Source organism: Telluria sp. ZB2R32 (genome assembly GCF_059685715.1).
Genome location: NZ_JCASIG010000001.1, coordinates 686719 through 706500, shown reverse-complemented (window position 1 = coordinate 706500; position 19782 = coordinate 686719). Strand labels below are relative to the sequence as shown.

16 protein-coding genes are annotated in these 19782 nt (G+C 64.6%); 10 read left to right on the top strand and 6 right to left on the bottom strand.

Features of this window, described 5'->3' with window-relative positions; all coding sequences use genetic code 11:
- The first annotated feature begins 101 nt into the window (after nucleotides 1–101).
- Nucleotides 102–383 (top strand): polyhydroxyalkanoic acid system family protein, encoded by a 282-nt coding sequence (locus AC56LG_RS03000; protein WP_497164645.1) that lies wholly within the window; start codon nucleotides 102–104, stop codon nucleotides 381–383.
- Between the two features lie 212 nt (nucleotides 384–595).
- Here the strand turns inward: AC56LG_RS03000 and AC56LG_RS02995 are convergent, their stop codons facing one another.
- Nucleotides 596–850: an acyl-CoA-binding protein gene (locus tag AC56LG_RS02995; RefSeq protein ID WP_497164644.1), complete on the bottom strand. Its 255-nt coding sequence runs from the start codon at nucleotides 848–850 to the stop codon at nucleotides 596–598.
- A gap of 187 nt (nucleotides 851–1037) precedes the next feature.
- A complete protein-coding gene (locus tag AC56LG_RS02990; RefSeq protein WP_497164643.1) occupies nucleotides 1038–1394 on the bottom strand; it encodes an FKBP-type peptidyl-prolyl cis-trans isomerase in 357 nt (118 codons plus the stop codon).
- A 159-nt stretch (nucleotides 1395–1553) separates the two neighbouring features.
- Here AC56LG_RS02990 and AC56LG_RS02985 point away from each other — a divergent pair, with 159 nt between their 5' ends.
- The 4 genes from AC56LG_RS02985 to AC56LG_RS02970 all read left to right on the top strand — a co-directional run bounded on the left by AC56LG_RS02985 (nucleotide 1554) and on the right by AC56LG_RS02970 (nucleotide 9313).
- A complete protein-coding gene (locus AC56LG_RS02985) occupies nucleotides 1554–2378 on the top strand; it encodes an EI24 domain-containing protein (RefSeq protein ID WP_497164642.1) in 825 nt (274 codons plus the stop codon).
- Nucleotides 2379–2670: 292 nt separating this feature from the next.
- On the top strand, nucleotides 2671–5919 hold the full coding sequence (locus AC56LG_RS02980; RefSeq protein ID WP_497164641.1) for a transglycosylase domain-containing protein: 3249 nt from the start codon (nucleotides 2671–2673) through the stop codon (nucleotides 5917–5919).
- Nucleotides 5907–7307, top strand: a complete 1401-nt coding sequence (locus AC56LG_RS02975; RefSeq protein WP_497164640.1) for a TAXI family TRAP transporter solute-binding subunit — start codon at nucleotides 5907–5909, stop codon at nucleotides 7305–7307. Before AC56LG_RS02980 ends, AC56LG_RS02975 begins: the two co-directional genes overlap by 13 nt.
- 65 nt (nucleotides 7308–7372) lie before the next feature.
- Nucleotides 7373–9313, top strand: a complete 1941-nt coding sequence (locus tag AC56LG_RS02970) for a CocE/NonD family hydrolase (RefSeq protein WP_497164639.1) — start codon at nucleotides 7373–7375, stop codon at nucleotides 9311–9313.
- Between the two features lie 122 nt (nucleotides 9314–9435).
- Here the strand turns inward: AC56LG_RS02970 and AC56LG_RS02965 are convergent, their stop codons facing one another.
- Together AC56LG_RS02965 and AC56LG_RS02960 are read right to left on the bottom strand one after the other, a co-directional pair.
- Complete coding sequence (locus tag AC56LG_RS02965) at nucleotides 9436–10230, bottom strand: hypothetical protein (protein WP_497164638.1); 795 nt, start codon at nucleotides 10228–10230, stop codon at nucleotides 9436–9438.
- Nucleotides 10227–10685, bottom strand: a complete 459-nt coding sequence (locus AC56LG_RS02960) for a rhodanese-like domain-containing protein (protein ID WP_497164637.1) — start codon at nucleotides 10683–10685, stop codon at nucleotides 10227–10229. The genes AC56LG_RS02965 and AC56LG_RS02960 overlap by 4 nt, the downstream gene beginning before the upstream one ends.
- A gap of 319 nt (nucleotides 10686–11004) precedes the next feature.
- On the opposite strand from AC56LG_RS02960, the gene glnA reads away from it, so the two are divergent.
- From glnA to corA, 5 genes are all read left to right on the top strand, one after another.
- Nucleotides 11005–12420 carry a type I glutamate--ammonia ligase gene (gene glnA, locus AC56LG_RS02955; RefSeq protein ID WP_497164636.1) on the top strand — a complete coding sequence of 472 codons (1416 nt, stop codon included), beginning with the start codon at nucleotides 11005–11007 and terminating at the stop codon, nucleotides 12418–12420.
- A 158-nt stretch (nucleotides 12421–12578) separates the two neighbouring features.
- A complete protein-coding gene (locus AC56LG_RS02950; protein WP_497164635.1) occupies nucleotides 12579–13088 on the top strand; it encodes a DUF4124 domain-containing protein in 510 nt (169 codons plus the stop codon).
- Entirely contained in the window at nucleotides 13085–14167 is a 1083-nt protein-coding gene (glnL, locus tag AC56LG_RS02945; RefSeq protein ID WP_497164634.1) for a nitrogen regulation protein NR(II), read from the top strand. Before AC56LG_RS02950 ends, glnL begins: the two co-directional genes overlap by 4 nt.
- Nucleotides 14168–14226: 59 nt before the next feature.
- The gene (gene ntrC / locus AC56LG_RS02940) at nucleotides 14227–15693 is read left to right on the top strand and encodes a nitrogen regulation protein NR(I) (protein WP_497164633.1); all 1467 of its coding nucleotides are present in this window, start codon (nucleotides 14227–14229) and stop codon (nucleotides 15691–15693) included.
- A 215-nt stretch (nucleotides 15694–15908) separates the two neighbouring features.
- Nucleotides 15909–16877 (top strand): magnesium/cobalt transporter CorA, encoded by a 969-nt coding sequence (gene corA, locus AC56LG_RS02935; RefSeq protein ID WP_497164632.1) that lies wholly within the window; start codon nucleotides 15909–15911, stop codon nucleotides 16875–16877.
- Nucleotide 16878: 1 nt separating this feature from the next.
- Here corA and AC56LG_RS02930 read toward each other — a convergent pair whose 3' ends face one another.
- Both AC56LG_RS02930 and AC56LG_RS02925 read right to left on the bottom strand, forming a co-directional pair.
- Nucleotides 16879–17742 (bottom strand): EamA family transporter, encoded by an 864-nt coding sequence (locus AC56LG_RS02930; protein ID WP_497164631.1) that lies wholly within the window; start codon nucleotides 17740–17742, stop codon nucleotides 16879–16881.
- A 4-nt stretch (nucleotides 17743–17746) separates the two neighbouring features.
- Complete coding sequence (locus AC56LG_RS02925) at nucleotides 17747–19384, bottom strand: NAD(P)/FAD-dependent oxidoreductase (RefSeq protein WP_497164630.1); 1638 nt, start codon at nucleotides 19382–19384, stop codon at nucleotides 17747–17749.
- Between the last annotated feature and the right edge of the window lie 398 nt (nucleotides 19385–19782).

Sequence of the window (19782 nt, the reverse complement as noted above, 5' to 3'; positions counted from 1 at the left end):
CGGTTTTGACAAGGATCAATTGCATAGCGGACTGGCATCCGGTCGATGCAACTGGCATCATGGCGGATTGTCTTGCAGATTTTGTTGAAGAGAGGAATCAGATGGCCGACATCCAGATCGTCCAGGAACACAACCTGAGCCCGGAACGGGCACGCGCCGCGGCGCAACAGGTGGCCGACAAGGTGGCCGCCGAATTCGGCATGCAATGGCGCTGGGACGGCGACGTGCTGCGTTTCGAGCGCAGCGGCGTCGAGGGCGCGCTGACCCTGGGCGCGCAGCGCGCGGCCTTGCAGATCAGGCTGGGATTGCTGATGAGTGCGTTTCGCCCGGCGATCGAGGCGAAGGTGACGGACAAGATGCGCCGGGTGTTCGCGGCGGCGTGATGTCGATTTTGTAGGGTGGAGTCCTGACTCCACGCGTTGCAGCGTTTGCAGGCCACGGAATGGATGATGGCCGGGTCATCGATCTGTCGCGATGGTCCTGGCCGAATCACCGCCGTAGCGCGTGGAGTCAGGACTCCACCCTACGAATCGCGGTTTGCAACGGGCGCAGGCGCACTGCGCGCCCGGCCGTCGGAATCGTAAAACGTCGCCGATCAGCCCTTGAGTTCTTCGATCAGATCGATGTACTGCTGCATGGCGTCCTCTTTCGAGGTGCCTTTCAGGCCATCCCATGCATCGAACTTGGCGCGGCCGACCATGTCGGTGAAGCCTGGACGCTCGCCGGTGGCGTCGCCCGCCGACGCCTGCTTGAACAGCGCGTAGATCTTCAGCAAGGTCATGTTGTCCGGGCGTTCCGGCAGGTTCTTCGAATCGGCCTGGGCCTGGGTGAACTGGTCTTGCAAGCTCATAAAAACTCCTGTGGTCTGGTTATGCGATGGGGCATTGACGTTCATGCAATGCGCGCGGCCATCTTAGCGCAGGGGACGAGAGGAAATGCGTTTTTGGGAGGTATTTTAGAGGGGATGCTCGATGTAGTGCTCGATGCAGCGCTGCCCCGCGGCGCCAGGCGGGCAGGGCAGGCTTTACTTCAATGACTCAGACGTTCAGCAGTTCAACGTCGAAGATCAGGGTCGCGTTCGGCGGGATCACGCCGCCGGCGCCGCGCGCGCCGTAGCCGATGCTGGCAGGGATGGTCAGGCGGCGCTGGCCGCCGACTTTCATGCCTTGCACGCCTTCATCCCAGCCCTTGATCACATGGCCGGCGCCCAGCGGGAACTGGAACGGGTCGTTGCGGTCTTTGCTGGAATCGAACTTGGCGCCCTGGGTGCCGTCGTCGTTGCGCAGCCAGCCGGTGTAGTGGACAGTGACGTAGGCACCGGCTTTGGCTTCGGCGCCTTCGCCGACGACGGTGTCTTCGTATTGCAGGCCGGAAGCAGTGGTAGTGGTGGACATGTTGTTCCCTCGATAATCTGTGAACGGCGATTGTAGTGCATGGCCCGGCAAACCGCCATCGGCGGCCCGCCAGTGGAATCGCGTCTACAATGCATTTTTTGTCATCAGGAGCCGCACGGCCATGCCTCTCTCGATCTCGACCACCCTTTGGAGCCCGGTGTGAACGGCGCGCTGACCGCCTGGGCACGCGCCCTGCGCGCCGGCTTTTCGCCGCGCATGATGATGCTGTCGCTGGTGCCGCTGCTGCTGTCCCTGCTGGTCTGGGGCGGTTTGCTGTGGGCCTACGGCGGGGCGCTGTTCGACTGGCTCGACGCCGTGTTCCGCGAGAACGGCTGGCTCCAGACCGGCGGCAGCTGGCTGTCGAGCTTCGGCCTGGGCATGCTGAAAGTGGTCGTGGTGCCGCTGGTGGCGATCCTGCTGCTGTTGCCGCTGATGATCGCTTCCGCGCTACTGTTCATGGGCATCTTCGCGATGCCGGCGATCGAGAAATACGTCAGCCGGCGCCAGTTCCCGAAGCTCGAACAAAAGGAGGGCGGCAGCTTTGCCGGCAGCATCTGGATGAACATCACCAGCGTGCTGGTGTTCGCGCTGCTGTGGGTGTGCACCATTCCCCTGTATGCGATCCCGCCGCTGGCAGTGGTGGTGCAGGCGGCGCTGTGGGGCTGGGTGGCCTCGCGCGTGATGAGCTACGACGCGCTGGCCGCGCACGCCAGCGCCGCCGAACGCAAGCAGATCATGCACGCGCGCCGCTGGCCGCTGCTGGGCATTGGCATGGTCTCGGGCGTGCTCGGCGCCTTGCCGGGGATCGCCTGGATGGGCGGCGCGGTGCTGGCGGTGGCGCTGTTTCCTTTCCTGGCGATCCTGTCCGCCTGGCTCTACGTGCTGATCTTCCTGTTCACCGGCCTGTGGTTCCAGTACTACTGTCTGCAGGCACTGGACGAGCTGCGCGAACGCTGTCACGAAGGGGAAATCCGAGCCTTGTAGGATGACAATACCGATGCTTGTAGGCATCAATGCCATCCCATTATCTCTGCCGTTGTTTTTTTGCGAAAAAAATCGGAGCAGGTCAAATTTGTTGAACAGGGCTTCGTGCAAAACCTGTTGATGTGGTGGAATGATGACTTGGGCAGGAAGGATCGGCGTGAAAATGGGCGCCGAATCCAGTGCCGAAAACGAACAAAAGACCACTTCAATTACTCGAACAGACCGGTCGTACGGATGGCGAGCAGGTTGACTAGGGATTGCAGGAAAAACGATTCACACCGGTTAAGCCATCATGGAAAGCACCCGCCGTTTCAAACGGCCTCGTAACGTATTTCGCGCCTTGCGCGGACAAGCCGACGGCAATGCCGCGCCCGCAATCGATGCGTCAGCGCAGGAAGCACAGGAAGCGCCGTTGCCGCCCCCCTTGCCCCATCTGTCCCTCGTCACCGAGGCCGCCGACGGCGGCGACGGGTCCGGCACGACGGCCGAACCCGAGCACGAAGGCGAACCGCCGAAGGGCAGGGGACGCGGCAAGCTGGTCCTGTTCGGCCTGTTGCTGGTGGTCGTGGCCGCCGGCTCGGCCTATGCGGTCTACGAAACGCGCACCTCGACCCTGCAGGCGAAAATCTTCGCCGGCATGATGAAGGACGTGCACTACCGCGTGGAAAAGGGTCCGAGCAACGCGATCCGCTTCCCGGCCGAGAGCCCGTACGACGCCCGCCTCGGCTATTCGCACCTGCCGGCCTTTCTGACCAAGCTGCAGACGCGCGACTACATCATCGACGCCCAGGCGCGCATGTCGCCCAAGATGCTGGAACTGGCCGACCGCGGCCTGTTCGCGACCTACAGCGAAAAGACCCGCACTGGCCTCGAGATCCTCGATTGCCGCAGCCAGCCGCTGTTCGGCACGCGCTTCCCCGAGCGTTTCTACGAGCGCTTCGACGACACGCCGCAATTGCTGGTGCAAAGCCTGCTCTTCATCGAAAACCGCGAGCTGCTCGACCCGGCCTACCCGAAACGCAACCCGGCGGTCGAATGGGACCGCTTCTCGAAAGCCGTGTTCGACAAGTCGCTGTCCGCCATCGGCATCAGCGGCGGCGGCCGCGTGGCCGGCGGCTCGACCCTGGCCACGCAGATCGAAAAATACCGCCACTCGCCGGAAGGGCGCACCGCCTCGCTGGAAGATAAACTCATCCAGATGGCCTCGGCCACGCTGCGTGCCTACCGCGACGGCGAAGACACGACCAATTCGCGCCGCCAGATCGTGCTCGACTACCTGAACACGGTGCCGCTGTCGGCCAAGCCCGGCTACGGCGAAGTCAACGGCATCGGCGACGGCATGTGGGTCTGGTACGGGCGCGACTTCAACAAGGTCGGCGCGACTTTGAAGGGCCGCATGGACACGCCGGAAGCGGTGCTGGTCTACAAGGAAGCGCTGTCGCTGATGATTGCGCAGCGCCGTCCGGCCTATTACCTCGGCGCCGGCGAAGCCGACCTCGAGACGCTGACCAACAGCCACCTGCGCGTGCTGGCGCAAGCCGGTGTGATCACGCCGCAGCTGCGCGACGCCGCGCTCGCCGTCAAGCTGAAACCGGCGCTCGGTTCCGGCGTCGAAGCCCCGGCGGCCAACACCTTCGTGTCGCGCAAGGCCGCCAACGCGGTGCGCAACCACCTCGGCTACCTGCTCGGCGAACCGCGCCTGTACAACCTCGACCGCCTCGACATGTCGGTGGTGTCGACGCTCGACTCCGAAGCCCAGCAAGCCGTCTCGGCCGCGCTGCGCCGCCTGACCACGCCGGAAGCGGCGGCGGAAGCCGGCCTGACCGGCAAGGGCATGCTCGGCAACGGCGATCCGTCGCAAGTGGTCTACAGCTTCACGCTGATGGAGCGCGGCGCCAATGTCAATTACCTGCGCGTCCAGACCGACAACTACGACCAGCCGCTCGACATCAACGAGCAGGCCAAGCTCGACCTCGGCTCGACCGCCAAGCTGCGCACGCTGGTCACTTACCTCGACATCGTCGACCAGCTGCACAAGCGCTATGGCGGGATGGACCAGAAAGCACTGCGCGAAGTGCGCATCGATCCGAAGGACCGCCTCAGCGCGTGGGCCGTCGAATACTTCCAGGGGCTGCCGGCGAATGCCGACCGCGGCCTCACGCCGATGTTGGCGGCGGCGATGGAGAGAAAATACTCGGCCAATCCGGGCGAAGGCTTCTTCACCGGCGGCGGCCTGCATTACTTCGGCAACTTCAGCAAGCTCGACAACGGCAAGATCATGACCGTGCAGCACGCGCTGCAGCAGTCGACCAACCTGGTGTTCGTGCGCATGATGCGCGACGTGGCGCGCTACTACATGTTCCAGCTGCCGGGCTCCTCGGCCGCCTTGCTCGCCGACGCCGACGATCCGCGCCGCGCCGAATACCTGGCGCGCTTCGCCGACGCCGAGGGCAAGACCTTCCTGGCCAAGTTCTGGAACAAGTACAAGGGCAAGACCTATCCGGAAGCGCAGGCGCTGCTGCTGGCCGGCGTGCGTCCGGCGGCTTCGAAGCTGGCCGCCGTGCACCGCACGATCGCGCCGAATGCGACGCTGCAGGAATTCGGCGCCTTCATCAATGCCTCGCTGCCGACCAACGAAGTCGACCAGGAACGCATCGAAAAGATGTACGAGCAGTACGCCCCGGCCAACATGTCGCTGGCCGACCGCGGCTACGTCGCCTCCACGCACCCGCTCGAACTGTGGCTGGTCGGATACCTGCGCACCCATGCCAAGGCTGGCTGGAGCGATGCGGTGAAGGCCAGCGTCAAGGAACGCCAGGAAGTCTATTCCTGGCTGTTCAAGACCAACCGCAAGAACGCCCAGGACAAGCGCATCGCCGGCCTGCTGGAAGTCGAATCCTTCCTCAAGATCCACGCCCAGTGGAAGAAGATGGGCTATCCGTTCGATTCGCTGGTGCCGTCGTACGCGACCACGCTGGGCGCGTCGGCCGACCGTCCGGCCGCGCTGGCCGAACTGATGGGCATCATCATCAACGGCGGCGTGCGCAAACCCGTCGAGCGCATCGATTCGCTGCACTTCGCCAAGGACACGCCGTACGAAACGCTGGTGAAGCGGGCGCCGAAAGTCGAGCAGGAAGTCGTGCTGGCGCCGGAAGTCGCGCGTGCGGTGGCCAATGCCATCCGCGGCGTGGTTTCGGAAGGCACCGCCAAGCGCGTCAAGACGGCATTCGCCACTGCCGACGGCAACGTGATCGCCGTCGGCGGCAAGACCGGTACCGGCGACCAGCGCTTCGACGTGTATGCCCGCGGCGGACGCCTGATCGAGTCGCGCTACGTGAACCGCTCGGCGACGTTCGTGTTCAACATCGGCGAGCGCTTCTTCGGGTCGATGACGGCCTACGTGCACGGTCCGCAGTCGGAAAACTACGACTTCACCAGCGCGTTGCCGGTGCAGCTCCTGGTGACGCTGGCGCCGAGCCTGATGCCGATGATCGAACCGCCGCAGGGTAGTGTGGGCGCCCAGCGCCAATGCGTTCGTTGACGGCTTCTGAAAAGGCGCGCCGGGCCAGCCGGCGCGCCGTCTCCAGAATCCGCAATTTCAGTTTCGTCTCGCTGCGCGACTTATTGGTCGCCTCGGGACCGACCATCATCCTCGTCACGGCTGCCTGCATCGCCGCCTATCTCTTCGTCGATCCGGCCCCGCCACGCCAGGTGCGTTTGGCTACAGGGCAGGACAACAGCGCCTACGAAGCGTTTGGCGTGCAATACGCACAGGCGCTCAAGAAGGACGAGATCGGCGTCACCCTGCAGCCGACGCTCGGCTCGCAGCAAAACCTGGAACGCCTGCGCAGCGGCGAGGCCGACATCGCCTTTGTGCAGAGCGGCTCGACCAGCGCGGAGGAAGCGGACAAGCTCGGCCTGGTCTCGCTGGGCAGCCTGTTCACCGAGCCGGTGTGGCTGTTTTTACGTGACAGCGTTAAAACGAATAACCTGACCGGCCTGCGCGGCTTGCGCATCAATCTCGGCCCGGAAGGCACGGGCGTGCCGAACCTGTTCCGGCAAGTGCTGGCCGTGAACGGCGTCGAGCCGCAGGAATTGAAGATCAGTGCGCTCGAAAACACGCCGGCCACCGTCGAGCTGCTGGCCGGGCGCATCGACGGCCTCGTATTCAGTTCGGCGCCGGAAGCGCCGCTGATCCAGATGCTGCTGCAGACGCCCGGCATCCGCCTCTTCAATTTTTCGCAGGCCGAAGCCTATACGCGGCGCCTGCCTTTTCTCACCCACGTGACGCTGCCGCGCGGGATCGTCGATCTCGGGCGCGACATCCCGGCGCAGGATTACCACCTGATCGCGCCCACGGCGACGCTGGTGGCGCGCGAGGACCTGCATCCGGCCCTGGTCGACCTGTTCGTCAAGGCGGCCGGCGAAATCCACGGCGGGGCAGGGTGGTTCCAGCAGCAGGGCCAGTTCCCGTCGCCGAAGTTCACCGAGATCCCGGTGGCCGACGAGGCGGCCAAATACTACCGCGACGGTCCGCCTTTCCTGCAGCGCTACATGCGCTTCTGGGTCGCCAACCTGTTCGAGCGGCTCTGGGTCGTGGTGGTGGCGCTGGCTGCGCTGGTGATTCCGCTTTCTAAAATCGTGCCGCCGCTGTACGTCTGGCGCGTGCGTTCGCGCGTGTACCGCTGGTATGGCGAATTGCGCGCGGTCGAGCAGACCTGGGAAGGCGTACTGGAGCGCATCGAACAAGACCGGCGCGAGATCGTGCGGGTGGACCTGCTGCGCCGCCTCGACGAGATCGAGGAGCAGGTGAACCACATCTCGGTGCCGCTCGCCTATGCGGACGGCCTGTACGGCCTGCGCGGCCACATCAATATCGTGCGCCAGCGCCTGAAAGCACCCGGCGCCGGCGACGCCTTGCCTGAGTAGCAATTCTCTGTGGAATCGGATTACACTGGCGGCCCCTGTGCAATCCGATTCCGAAAGAATTCATCATGCGTCGTCCGCTGTCCCTCCTTGTGCTGAGCGTCGTGCTCGCCTTTGGCCCCGGCATCACCTTCGCCGCCGAGGCCGATGCACCCGTCGCCAAACACAACCTGCGCGCAAGCTATACCAAGTACGAATACCGCATCCCGATGCGCGACGGCGTCAAACTCTTCACGGTGGTGTACGTGCCGAAGGACGCCGGCCGCAGCTATCCCTTCCTGATGACGCGCACGCCCTACAGCGCCGGCGTCGAGGCGCAGGGCGAGCTGCGCTACGGCGTCGACTGGTTCCCGGAGCACATCGGACCCTCGCGCGAATTCGAGGACGCCGGCTACATCTTCGTCGAACAGGACGTGCGCGGGCGCTACATGTCGGAAGGGAAGTGGCAGGAAATGACGCCGCACGGGCAGTCCAAACGCGCCGCCGGCGAGGGCATCGAAAGCCAGGACATGCACGACAGCGTGGCCTGGCTGTTGAAGAACGTCCCCAACAATAACGGCAAGGTCGGCATCCACGGCATCAGCTACCCCGGCTTCTATACGGCGGCCAGCATCATCGATTCGCATCCGGCCATCAAGGCGGCCTCGCCGCAGGCGCCGGTGACCGACCTGTACATGGGCGACGATTCGTATCACGGCGGCGCCTTCATGCTGGCCGCGAATTTCGATTTCTACGCCGCCTTTACCGAGGCGCAGAACCCGACGCCGCTGCCCAAGACCTGGGCCGAATTCGACTATGGCACCACCAGCGGCTACGATTTCTTCCTGGGGCACCTGACCCTGTCGAACATCGCCGCCAGCATGAGCCGCGAGCAGCGCGCCCTGTTCATGCCGAACATCGAGCACGACACCTACGACAGCTTCTGGCAGTCGCGCGCGATCGCGCCGCATCTGAAGAACGTCAAGGCGGCTGTGCTGACGGTCGGCGGCTGGTTCGACGCCGAAGATTTGCAGGGACCGTTCACCACCTACCATGCGATCGAAAAGCAGAATCCCGGCATCGTCAACAGCCTGGTGATGGGGCCGTGGGTGCACGGCGGCTGGGCGCGCGGCGAGGGCGCACGGCTCGGCCATGTGAATTTCGACAGCGCGACCTCGGCCTGGTTCCGCAAGGAGCTGCAATTCCCGTTCTTCGAGCAGCACCTGAAGGGCGTCAAGCCGGCGGCGCCGATCGCCGAAGTCACGGCCTTCGAAACCGGCAGCAACGTCTGGCGCCGCTACAGCGCCTGGCCACCGCAACAGGCCAAGGCGGGCACCCTGTACTTCGGCGCCGGCGGCAAGCTGGCGTGGACGCAGCCGGCGGCTGCGGCGGCGACCTACGACGAATACGTGGCCGACCCGCTCAAGCCGGTCCCCTTCATCGGCTACGCCGCCACCGGTGTGCCGAAGGAATACATGGTCTCCGACCAGCGCTTCGCCGCCACCCGGCCCGACGTGCTGGTCTACCAGAGCGAGGTGCTGGAAGAAGACGTGACGATCGCCGGTCCGGTGACGCCGAAGCTGTTCGTCTCGACCACGGGGACCGATGCCGACTGGGTCGTCAAACTGATCGACGTCTATCCGGCCGCCTATCCGCAAACGCCCGTGGAACACAAGGGCGGCGACGTTGGCGTTCCGAAAGTGGCGCTGGGCGGCTACCAGCAACTGGTGCGCGGCAATCCGCTGCGCGGCAAGTTCCGCCACAGCTTCGAGAAGCCCGAACCCTTCGTGCCGGGCAAGGTCGAAGCGCTCAGCTTCGCCATCGGCGACGTCAACCACACCTTCCGCCGCGGCCACCGCATCATGGTGCAGGTGCAGAGTTCGTGGTTCCCGCTGGTCGACCTGAATCCGCAGACCTTCACCTCGATCCCGCAAGCGAAGCCGGAGGATTTCAGGAAGGCGACCCAGCGCGTCTACCGCGCGCCCGCGTCGGCCTCGGGCGTGCAGGTGATGGTGCTGCCGGCGCATTGACGGAACGCGTAGGGTGGGCCGGGCCGCGCAGGACCCCTATGCCCACGCGGAACGACGCGCAGACACGCCATCAAAAGGCGGCAATACGAGGCATGCTTCCGCGTGGGCACGGGGCGCCCACCCTACCTCGCCAGCTTGCGCACCCCTTTCGCCAGCAGCCGGCGATGGCGCAGCCGCTCCTTCGGCCGCTCCTTGCGCAGATCGGGCCGGCCGCGCTCGTACCATGGCTTGGCGCCGGGCAGCAGGGCAGTGCGCACGGCGCGCCGCAGCGTGGTTGCCCGAATCGCGTCGATGGCCATGGCGTGCAGGCGGCGGGCCTCGCCGATGCGGCCGCGGCCTTCGAGCACGCGCAGGACTTTCCCGATTTCGGCGGCATAGCCATGGATACTTGCCGGGATGCGTGGCGCCCTGGTGTAGGCGCGCATGCGGCGGCTGGCGAATTCCCGGTTCAGGTGCGCACTCTCGTCGCGCACCACGTGTTCAGGATCGGGCAGGAAGCGTTCCGCCAGCGCGAAGTCGCCGACCGCGATCAGGGCCGGCAAGGCCGTATGCGCATAGGTGGCTGCCACGGCCGTGTCGCGCTCGAGCAGTTGCAGGAACAGCGCGCGTGTATGCGCCGCGTCGTCCAAACGTTTATCCAGCGAGGCGACGTGGCCGAACTGCGCGCGGTCGGCTGGCCCGGCCAGCAGGACGGCGGCAGCCTCGTCGCGCACCTGCGCCAGGGCCGCATGGGCTGGCGCATGGTGTTCGGCCAGCTCCCCCCAGATACTGAGCGTGTACCCCAGGGCGAGATTGCCTGCCAGTTCATGCCCCCTGGCCTGGTCATGCAGCCCGGTCACGATCGCCAGCGCTTCCTCGTAGCGACGTCGATACATCAAGTCACGCGCCTGTCCCAGCGCAGCGACGTCGGGCATCATGCCCCAACCCAGGGCAAGCCCGCCTTGCACCAGCCGCCGACCGTTTTGCGGTGCCCTTCGCCATCCTTGTCGCCTTCGAAGCCTTCCAGGATGTCGTAGGCATTGGCATAGCCGAGTTCGGTGGCCACGCGCGCACCGTGGCGCGAACGCACGCCCGAGCGGCACAGGAACAGCAGGATCTCGTCCTTGCCGGCGGCGCCTTCGAGTTGCGCACCGAATTGCGGATTCGGCTGGCCGCCCGGGTAGGTGGCCCATTCGACCGCCAGCTGCTGGCCTGGCGGCAACACCACGCGGCCGACCCAGTCGCGCTCGGCATTGGTGCGCACGTCGACCAGCTTCACGTTGGGCGCCGCCTGCAGCAGCATATAGGCTTCGTCGGGCGTGACCGCACCGGCATAGGGCTGGCCCGGTGCACGCTCGCGTGCGGCGTCGAGGATTTCCTTGGTCGTCTTCATCGCTGTCCTTGTAGATTACGCACCGTGCCGGCGCACGCTTGCCGAAACGGTGCATGGTGCATCAAAATGGTGCGCTCGCCATGTCTTGCACCAGAATGGTGCAAGTGATGAGGAGGCTGCACTGTTGGATATTTCCAGCCTGATCGGGATTTTATGGTTAAACTCCCCGCGTTCTAAAGAAGGATTATGCATTTGTTCATGTCGAAAGCGCTGGCATGGTTCCTGCATATATTCCTGCGAGCATGTCGCAGACAGGTTGACCGGTCCAAACGACCTCGCCGGTTTTGGCGACACCCCAATTTCATTCAGGAGAAACCGCATGGCAAAGACCGCCGCAGACGTGATGCAGATGGTGAAGGACAACGAAGTCAAGTTCGTGGATTTCCGCTTCGCGGATACCCGCGGTAAAGAGCAGCACGTCACCGTTCCTGTGTCGCACTTCGACCTCGACAAATTCGAGTCGGGCCACGCCTTCGACGGCTCGTCGATCGCCGGCTGGAAGGGCATCGAAGCATCGGACATGCTCCTGATGCCGGATCCAAGCACCGCCAACATCGATCCGTTCATGGAAGAAACGACGATCTTCATGCAGTGCGACGTGATCGAACCGTCGGACGGCAAGGGTTACGACCGCGATCCACGCTCGATCGCCAAGCGCGCCGAAGCGTACCTGAAGTCGACCGGCCTGGGCGACACCGCCTTCTTCGGTCCGGAGCCTGAATTCTTCATCTTCGATTCGATCCGCTGGAAAGTCGACATGTCGGGCTGCTTCGTGAAGATCGATTCGGACGAAGCCTCGTGGTCGACCAACGCCAAGACCGAAGGCGGCAACAGCGGCCACCGTCCGGCAGTCAAGGGCGGCTACTTCCCGGTGCCGCCGGTCGATAGCTTCCAGGACATGCGCTCGGAAATGTGCCTGATCCTGGAATCGCTCGGCATCCCGGTCGAAGTGCACCACCACGAAGTGGCCGGCGCCGGCCAGAACGAAATCGGCACCCGCTTCTCGACCCTGGTCGAGCGCGCCGACTGGACCCAGAACATGAAGTACGTGATCTGGAACGTCGCCCACAGCTACGGCAAGACCGCGACCTTCATGCCGAAGCCGATCAACGGCGACAACGGCTCGGGCATGCACGTGCACCAGTCGATCTGGAAGGACGGCAAGAACCTGTTCGCGGGCGACGGCTATGCTGGCCTGTCGGAAACGGCGCTGTTCTACATCGGCGGCATCATCAAGCACGCCAAGGCGCTCAACGCGATCACCAACCCGGGCACCAACTCGTACAAGCGCCTGGTGCCGGGCTACGAAGCGCCGGTGAAACTGGCGTATTCGGCCAAGAACCGTTCGGCCTCGATCCGCATCCCGCACGTGGCCAATCCGAAGGGCCGCCGCATCGAAGTGCGCTTCCCGGACCCGCTGGCCAACGTCTACCTGTGCTTCTCGGCGCTGCTGATGGCCGGCCTGGACGGCATCCAGAACAAGATCCATCCGGGCGAAGCAGCCTCGAAGGACCTGTACCACCTGCCGCCGGAAGAAGACAAGCTGATCCCGACCGTCTGCGCTTCGCTCGAAGAAGCCCTGGAAGCGCTGGACAAGGACCGCGAGTTCCTGACCCGCGGCGGCGTGTTCAGCGACGCCATGATCGACGCCTACCTGGAACTGAAAATGGGCGAAGTCCAGCGCATGCGCATGACCCCGCACCCGCTTGAATTCGACATGTACTACTCGGCATAAGCTTTTATTAAAACCGTTGCGCCACGGCATCAAAAGCTGTAAGCGCAGGTAACAAACGCGGGGAAGGCCGATGGCTTTCCCCGCGTTTTTTTATGGATGCGGTATATTCGGCTCAACCCAATCTCGCACGCCATGCCGTGCAGCTTCTACTGATGCGAATGACTACCAGTGTCACCAGGCTGGCGCTTGCCGCCGGCGTGATCTTCAGCGGCGCGGCCGAAGCCCAGACCACGGTCTACAAATGCGTCGATGCGCAAGGCCGCGTCGAGTTCACCGATACCGGCAAGAAGGGCTGCAAGGCGCTCGATTTGCCGGGCTATATTCCGGCGCCGCCCGAGCGCCGTGCGCCGGTGCCGGTTGCGCCACGCGCGACCAATGCGGCGCCCGCGGCATCCACCTCCAGTCCGTCGAACTTCCCGCGCGTGGACACCTCGCAGCAGCGCGCCCGCGACGACGACCGCCGCGGCATCCTCAACGAGGAGCTGCGCGCCGAAGAGGCCAAGCTGGCCGGCCTGCGCCAAACCTTCAACAACGGCGAGCCGGAACGCCAGGGTAACGAGCGCAACTACGCCAAGTACCAGGAACGCGTGGCCGGCATGCGCGACGACATCAGCCGCACCGAACGCAATATCGAAGCGCTGCGGCGCGAGATCGCAAACATACGATGAACCCACCTGAGCACCCGCCGCAGCCGGCCCGCTTCGCCGGCCTGGAACTGCTGGCGTCGAGCGTACTGCTGGTCGACGCCCACGACCGCGTGCGCTATGCCAATCCGGCGGCCGAGAACATGCTCGACGCCTCGCTGAAATCGCTGTCGCGCCAGACCCTGGCGGCGTTATTCTCCAACGGCGACGAACTGGCCGCCCTGTGCGAGCAGACCCGCGCCCACCAGTACGCCGACCTGCGGCAAGACTTGGCCCTGGAGCGGCCCGGCCGCGAAACCCTGCACGTGCACTCGATCGCCAGCGCGCTCGACAACGGCGAAGTGCTGATGGAGTTGCGCGAGAACGTCCAGCAACTGAAGCTCGACCGCGAAGAACGTTTTCTCGACCAGAGCCAGGCCAACAAGGAACTGATCCGCAACCTCGCGCACGAGATCAAGAACCCGCTGGGCGGCATCCGCGGCGCGGCGCAATTGCTGGAACTCGAACTGCCGCCGCTGCACCTGAGCGAACTCAGAGAGTACACACAGGTAGTCATCAAGGAAGCCGACCGCCTGCAAACCCTGGTCGACCGCCTGCTGGCGCCGCATCGCAAGCCGCATATCGTCGGCGACGTCAACATCCACGAAGTGTGCGAGCGCGTGCGTTCGCTGGTGCTGGCCGAATTCCCCAACGGGCTGTGCATCCGGCGCGACTACGACGCCTCGATTCCCGAGTTCAGGGGCGACAAGGAACAGCTGATCCAGGCGGTCCTGAACATCGTCCACAATGCCGCCCAAGCGCTGGCGGGACGCATCGCCGCGGGCGACGCCGAGATCGTCTTGCGCACCCGCGTGGCGCGCCAGGTCACGCTGGCGAAGGTCCGCTACGGGCTGGCATTAGACTTGCATATCATCGACAATGGACCGGGCATCGCACCGGAGATCCGCGACCGTATCTTCTACCCGCTGGTGTCGGGCAGGGATGGCGGCAGCGGCCTGGGGCTGACGCTGGCGCAAACCTTCGTGCAGCAGCACCTGGGCATGATCGAGTGCGAAAGCCGGCCTGGACTGACGGATTTCCGGATCCTGCTGCCATTGCCATAAGCTTTGGCCGTGTTTCCGCCGTTGTCCACGACGAATTTACTGCGGAAAGCACGACCTACATGAAACCAATCTGGATTGTCGACGACGACGCATCGATCCGCTGGGTGCTCGAAAAAGCCCTGGCGCGCGAGAATCTCGAAACGCGCAGCTTCGCCAACGCGCGCGACGCCATGGCGGCGTTCGACACCGACACGCCGCAGGTGCTGGTATCGGACATCCGCATGCCGGGCGAATCCGGCATCGACCTGCTGCAGGCCGTCAAGGCGAAGCATCCCGGCCTGCCGGTCATCATCATCACCGCCTTTTCCGACCTCGATTCGGCCGTCGCCTCGTTCCAGGGCGGCGCCTTCGACTACCTCGCCAAGCCCTTCGACATCGACAAGGCCGTCTCGCTGATCCGCCGCGCCCTGGAAGAGAGCCTGCGCGAGGCCAGCGTCGAAGCGGCGCCGGCCGAGACGCCCGAGATCCTCGGCCTGGCGCCGGCCATGCAGGAAGTGTTCCGCGCCATCGGCCGCCTGTCGCAGTCGAACGTGACGGTCCTGATCACCGGCGAATCCGGCACCGGCAAGGAACTCGTCGCCAGCGCGCTGCACAAGCACAGCCCGCGCGTGCAGCAGCCCTTCATCGCCCTCAACACGGCGGCGATTCCGAAAGACCTGTTGGAGTCCGAACTGTTCGGCCACGAGCGCGGCGCGTTTACCGGCGCCCAGGCGATGCGGCGCGGCCGCTTCGAGCAGGCCGAGGGCGGCACGCTGTTCCTGGACGAGATCGGCGACATGCCATTTGATCTGCAAACCCGTCTTCTGCGTGTGCTCTCCGACGGCCATTTTTACCGGGTCGGCGGCCACCAGCCCGTGAAAGCCAACGTGCGCGTCATCGCGGCGACGCACCAGAACCTGGAACAGCGCGTGCGCGACGGCCTGTTCCGCGAAGATTTGTATCACCGCCTGAACGTGATCCGCCTGCGCCTGCCCAGCCTGCGCGAGCGCAGCGAAGACATCCCGCTGCTGGCGCGCCACTTTCTGGTGCAGAGCGCACGCCAATTGGGCGTTGAACCGAAGCGCATGAGCGACAGCGCCATGCGTTTCCTCTCGGGCCTGGAACTGCCGGGCAACGTGCGCCAGCTGGAAAACCTGTGCAACTGGATCACCGTGATGGCGCCCGGCCAGACCGTCGAGATCAAGGATTTGCCGCGCGACCTGACCCAGGCGACGCCGACGGGCGCATCGTCCTTCGTCGCCGCGCCGGCCGAAGGCGGGGTTCCGGCGTCGGTCCCCCTGGCGCTGCCGCCGACGCCGGACGGCTGGATCGGCCTCCTGGAAATGCAGGCCGCCAGCATGCTCAGCGCCGGCCAGTTCGAGGTGATGGACACGCTCGGCAAGCAGTTCGAGTCGGCGTTGATCAAGACGGCGCTGAAGCACACGCACGGGCGCAAGAACGATGCGGCCATGCGGCTCGGGATCGGCAGGAATACGATCACGCGCAAGATCGTCGAGTTGGGAATCGACGGCGCCCGCGAGGAATAATCGCGCACGGCCGTTGTAGGGTGGGCACTTGTGCCCACGCGGTACGGCTTCGGCAGATCGGCGCAGATGCGAAAGCGGCGGTGCAGGCTTACCCGGCCTTTGTTCGCATCCACAAGACGCGGCGGTTCGACCGCGTGGGCACAAGTGCCCACCCTACGGTAATGCGTCCGCCGATGGTGTAAGCTCTTGCATCGCTGCCCCATCCATTGACACCCATGCTGATCAACTGCGTCGCCTACCAGGAAGGCAAGAAACTATCCGATATCCCGGTCGAGGATATCAGCGAGTACCTGAAACAACCCGACTGCTTCGTCTGGGTCGCGCTGCGCGATCCGGATGCGGCCGAACTGGCCAAGATGCAGGAAGAATTCGACCTGCACGAACTGGCGATCGAAGATGCCTCGCGCGGCCACCAGCGCCCCAAGCTCGAGGAATACGGCGACTCGCTGTTCACCGTCGTCCATACCGTCAACCTGAGCGGCGACGAATTGTGTGCGGGCGAGGTGGCGATCTTCGCCGGCCCGAATTACGTGCTGTCGGTGCGGCGCGATTCGACCCAGGGTTTCCTGGGCGTGCGCGCCCGCGCCGAGCGCGAGCCGCGCTTGCTGAAAATGGGGTCCGGCTTTGTGCTGTATGCGCTGATGGATGCCATCGTCGACCGCTATTTCCCGGTGGTCGACAAACTCGAATCCGATCTCGAATCGATCGAGGACCGCATCTTCGGCGGCCAGGGCGCCCAGCGCGACAACATCGAGCGCCTCTACGACTTGAAGAGCAATACGCTGGTGCTGCGCCACGCGGTGATTCCGCTGATGGATGCGGTCGGGCGCCTGCATGGCGGGCGCGTGCCCGCGCTGGCCGAGCATACGCAAGCGTATTTCCGCGACATCCACGACCATTTGCTGCGCATTGCGGGCCGCCTCGATACCATCCGCGATACCATCGCCACCGCGATCCAGGTAACGCTGTCGATGGTCACCATCGAGGAAAACGACATCAACAAAAAGCTCGCCGCCTATGCCGCGATCTTTGCGGTATTCACCGCGTTTGCCGGTGTCTGGGGCATGAATTTCGAATTCATGCCGGAGCTGAAATGGAAGTATGGCTATCCGACGGCGGTGTTCATCATGTGCGCCGTTTGCGGGTACTTGTATTACCGCTTCAAGAAGTCGGGTTGGTTATAGCCTAGCTGCGGCCTGCGGTGGCCGCGCTGCCCGCCGTGGCGACGACGATCATCCCGATCGCCAGCCATTGCATCGTGCTGAGGACTTCGCCGAGCACGACAAAGCCGGCCAGCGCGCCCACTGCCGGGCCGGCGCTGACCAGGATGCCGAACACGCGCCGCGGCAGGCGCGACAGCGCCATCATTTCCAGCGAATAGGGCAGGATCGACGACAGCAGGGCCACCATCAGGCCGCCGATCAGCACCTGCGGCGCGAACAGCGCCGCGCCGGCCTGGGCGATCCCGACCGGCACCGTGCATACGCTTGCTGCCAGCATGCCCCAGGCCACCACGTGGCCGCCGCGCAGGGTCGAGACGCGCTTGCCGAAGACAATGTACATGGCCCAGCAAAAGCCGGCGCCGAGTGCCGCGGCCACGCCGAGCGGGTCGAGCGGCGCCGAGCCTGCGCTCGGCGCCAGCAGCCACAGGCCGAAGGCGGCGCAGGCGACCCAGACGAAGTCGCGTGCGTGGCGCGAAGACAGCACCACCACCGCCAGCGGGCCGATGACCTCGATCGCGATCGCAATCCCGATCGGGATGCGCGCAAAGGCCGCGTAGATCAGCAGGTTCATCATGCCGAGCATGACGCCGTAGATGGCGACGTTGATGGCGTCGGCCCGCGCCAGGCGTGCGCGCCAGGGACGCCAGAAGGCGAGCAGCAGGATGCTGGCCAGGCCCACGCGCGTGGCCGTGATGCCGGCGCTGCCCACCAGCGGGAACAGGCCCTTGGCATAAGCCGCGCCGACATTCACCGAGACCAGCGAGCCGACGATGGCGAGGAAGGGCGCCAGTGCGCCGGCGCGCTTCCCAGTTCCTTGGGCGCCCAACCGATCAGTCCTGCAGCGCGGGCACCGGCACGCCCATGGCGAGCGCCACCGCTTCGGCCACGCGGATGCCGTCCACCGCCGCCGACATGATGCCGCCGGCGTACCCCGCGCCTTCGCCGGCCGGGAACAGGCCGCGCGTGTTCAGGCTTTGCAGGTCGTCGTCGCGGCGCTTGATGCGGATCGGCGACGAGGTACGGGTCTCGACGCCGGTCAGCACCGCGTCTTCCTTGTAGTAACCCTTGATCTGTTTATCAAACGCGACAAACGCTTCGCGCATGGCGACGATCGCATACTCGGGCAGGGAAGGGGCGAGGTCGGTCAGGTGCACGGCCGGTTTGAAGGACGGGATCACGGAACCGAATTCTTTCGAGGGCACGCCGCGCACGAAATCGCCCATCAGCTGGCCCGGCGCATCATAGGTGCTGCCGCCCAGCAGGAACGCGCGCGATTCGAGTTCGCGCTGGAAGGCGATGCCGGCCAACGGATGGCCCGGATAATCCTCGGGCGTGATGCCGACCACAATCGCGCTGTTGGCATTGCGTTCGTTGCGCGAATACTGGCTCATGCCGTTGGTGACGACGCGTCCTTCTTCCGACGAGGCCGCGACCACGGTGCCGCCCGGGCACATGCAGAAGCTGTACACCGAACGGCCGTTCGAGGCGTGGTGCACGATTTTATAGTCGGCCGCGCCGAGGATCTTGTTGCCGGCGTTCGGGCCGAAGCGACAGACGTCGATCAGCGATTGCGGGTGTTCGACCCGGAAGCCGATCGAAAACGGCTTGGCTTCGACGTAGACGCCGCGGTTGTAGAGCATCTCGAAGGTGTCGCGCGCGCTGTGACCGACCGCCATCACCAGGTGGTTGGTCGGAATGTGCTCGCCATTGGCCAACACCACGCCGCGCACCTGGCGCACGCCGCCGCTTTCGCTGACTACGATGTCGTCGACGCGCGTTTCGAAACGGATTTCGCCGCCCAGCGCCAGGATCTCGGCGCGCATCTGTTCCACCATTTTCACCAGGCGGAACGTGCCGATGTGCGGCTTGCTGACGTACATGATCTCTTCCGGCGCGCCGGATTTCACGAATTCGGTCAGCACCTTGCGTCCGTAGTGCTTCGGGTCCTTGATCTGGCTGTAGAGCTTGCCGTCCGAGAAGGTGCCGGCGCCGCCTTCGCCGAACTGGACGTTCGATTCGGTATTGAGTTTGCGCTTGCGCCAGAAGCCGAAGGTGTCGACGGTACGCTCGCGCACGACCTTGCCGCGCTCGAGCACCAGCGGATTGAGGCCCATCTGCGCCAGGATCAGCGCCACGAACAGCCCGCAGGGGCCGGTGCCGACCACGACCGGGCGCGGCGTGCCGGCCGGCGGCCGGGCGGCCTCGACGAACTTGTAGCCGGTATCGGGCGAGGGGAGGATGTACTGGTCCTTCTGCAGGCGCGCCAGCACCGCGGCCTCGTTCTTCACCTCGACGTCGATGGCGTAAATCAGGACGATCGCGGCTTTCTTGCGCGCGTCGTAGCTGCGCTTGAAGACGTTGAAGTCGATCAGGTCGATGGCATCGATGCCGAGACGCTGGAGGACCGCATCGCGCAGCGTGTGGTCGGGGTGGTCGAGAGGAAGTTTGAGTTCGTTGATTCGCAGCATGGGAAGTCCGGATGGGGCGGTCGCACTGTGCCTGTACCGCACGCGAGTGAGCGGCCGGCAAACGCGTATTTTAACCCGGCAGCGGCCTGGTGCTGTACATCGGCCGCTGGTGGAGGGGGAAATGTGTCACGTTTTTATTGCGCTGCAATATAAAAAACCGTTGTGTACCTGTTTTGTGCACCCGGTTTCCATAAATTGGCCGAATTTAAAACATGCACCCGAATGGTGCGGTATAGACAAGTTGCGGTGCATATGTTCGCTGCACTGCATCAGTTTGGTGAGAACGTTTCGTTGCTTCTAATCCAATTTAACAACAGTGTTGTTTATATGCACGTTAGCAACAGTTGTTCGTTGACACTAGCACTTTTGCTATGGTTTTATGTTTCGATCAGATAACG

Excerpts from the sequence above, each read along its gene's own strand:
- AC56LG_RS02980 (WP_497164641.1), top strand. The coding sequence starts at position 2,671 with ATGGAAAGCACCCGCCGTTTCAAACGGCCTCGTAACGTATTTCGCGCC.
- AC56LG_RS03000 (WP_497164645.1), top strand. The coding sequence starts at position 102 with ATGGCCGACATCCAGATCGTCCAGGAACACAACCTGAGCCCGGAACGG.
- AC56LG_RS02925 (WP_497164630.1), bottom strand. The coding sequence starts at position 19,384 with ATGCTGCGAATCAACGAACTCAAACTTCCTCTCGACCACCCCGACCAC.
- AC56LG_RS02975 (WP_497164640.1), top strand. The coding sequence starts at position 5,907 with ATGCGTTCGTTGACGGCTTCTGAAAAGGCGCGCCGGGCCAGCCGGCGC.
- AC56LG_RS02970 (WP_497164639.1), top strand. The coding sequence starts at position 7,373 with ATGCGTCGTCCGCTGTCCCTCCTTGTGCTGAGCGTCGTGCTCGCCTTT.
- corA (WP_497164632.1), top strand. The coding sequence starts at position 15,909 with ATGCTGATCAACTGCGTCGCCTACCAGGAAGGCAAGAAACTATCCGAT.
- AC56LG_RS02995 (WP_497164644.1), bottom strand. The coding sequence starts at position 850 with ATGAGCTTGCAAGACCAGTTCACCCAGGCCCAGGCCGATTCGAAGAAC.
- AC56LG_RS02965 (WP_497164638.1), bottom strand. The coding sequence starts at position 10,230 with ATGATGCCCGACGTCGCTGCGCTGGGACAGGCGCGTGACTTGATGTAT.
- ntrC (WP_497164633.1), top strand. The coding sequence starts at position 14,227 with ATGAAACCAATCTGGATTGTCGACGACGACGCATCGATCCGCTGGGTG.
- AC56LG_RS02990 (WP_497164643.1), bottom strand. The coding sequence starts at position 1,394 with ATGTCCACCACTACCACTGCTTCCGGCCTGCAATACGAAGACACCGTC.
- AC56LG_RS02950 (WP_497164635.1), top strand. The coding sequence starts at position 12,579 with ATGACTACCAGTGTCACCAGGCTGGCGCTTGCCGCCGGCGTGATCTTC.
- glnA (WP_497164636.1), top strand. The coding sequence starts at position 11,005 with ATGGCAAAGACCGCCGCAGACGTGATGCAGATGGTGAAGGACAACGAA.
- glnL (WP_497164634.1), top strand. The coding sequence starts at position 13,085 with ATGAACCCACCTGAGCACCCGCCGCAGCCGGCCCGCTTCGCCGGCCTG.
- AC56LG_RS02960 (WP_497164637.1), bottom strand. The coding sequence starts at position 10,685 with ATGAAGACGACCAAGGAAATCCTCGACGCCGCACGCGAGCGTGCACCG.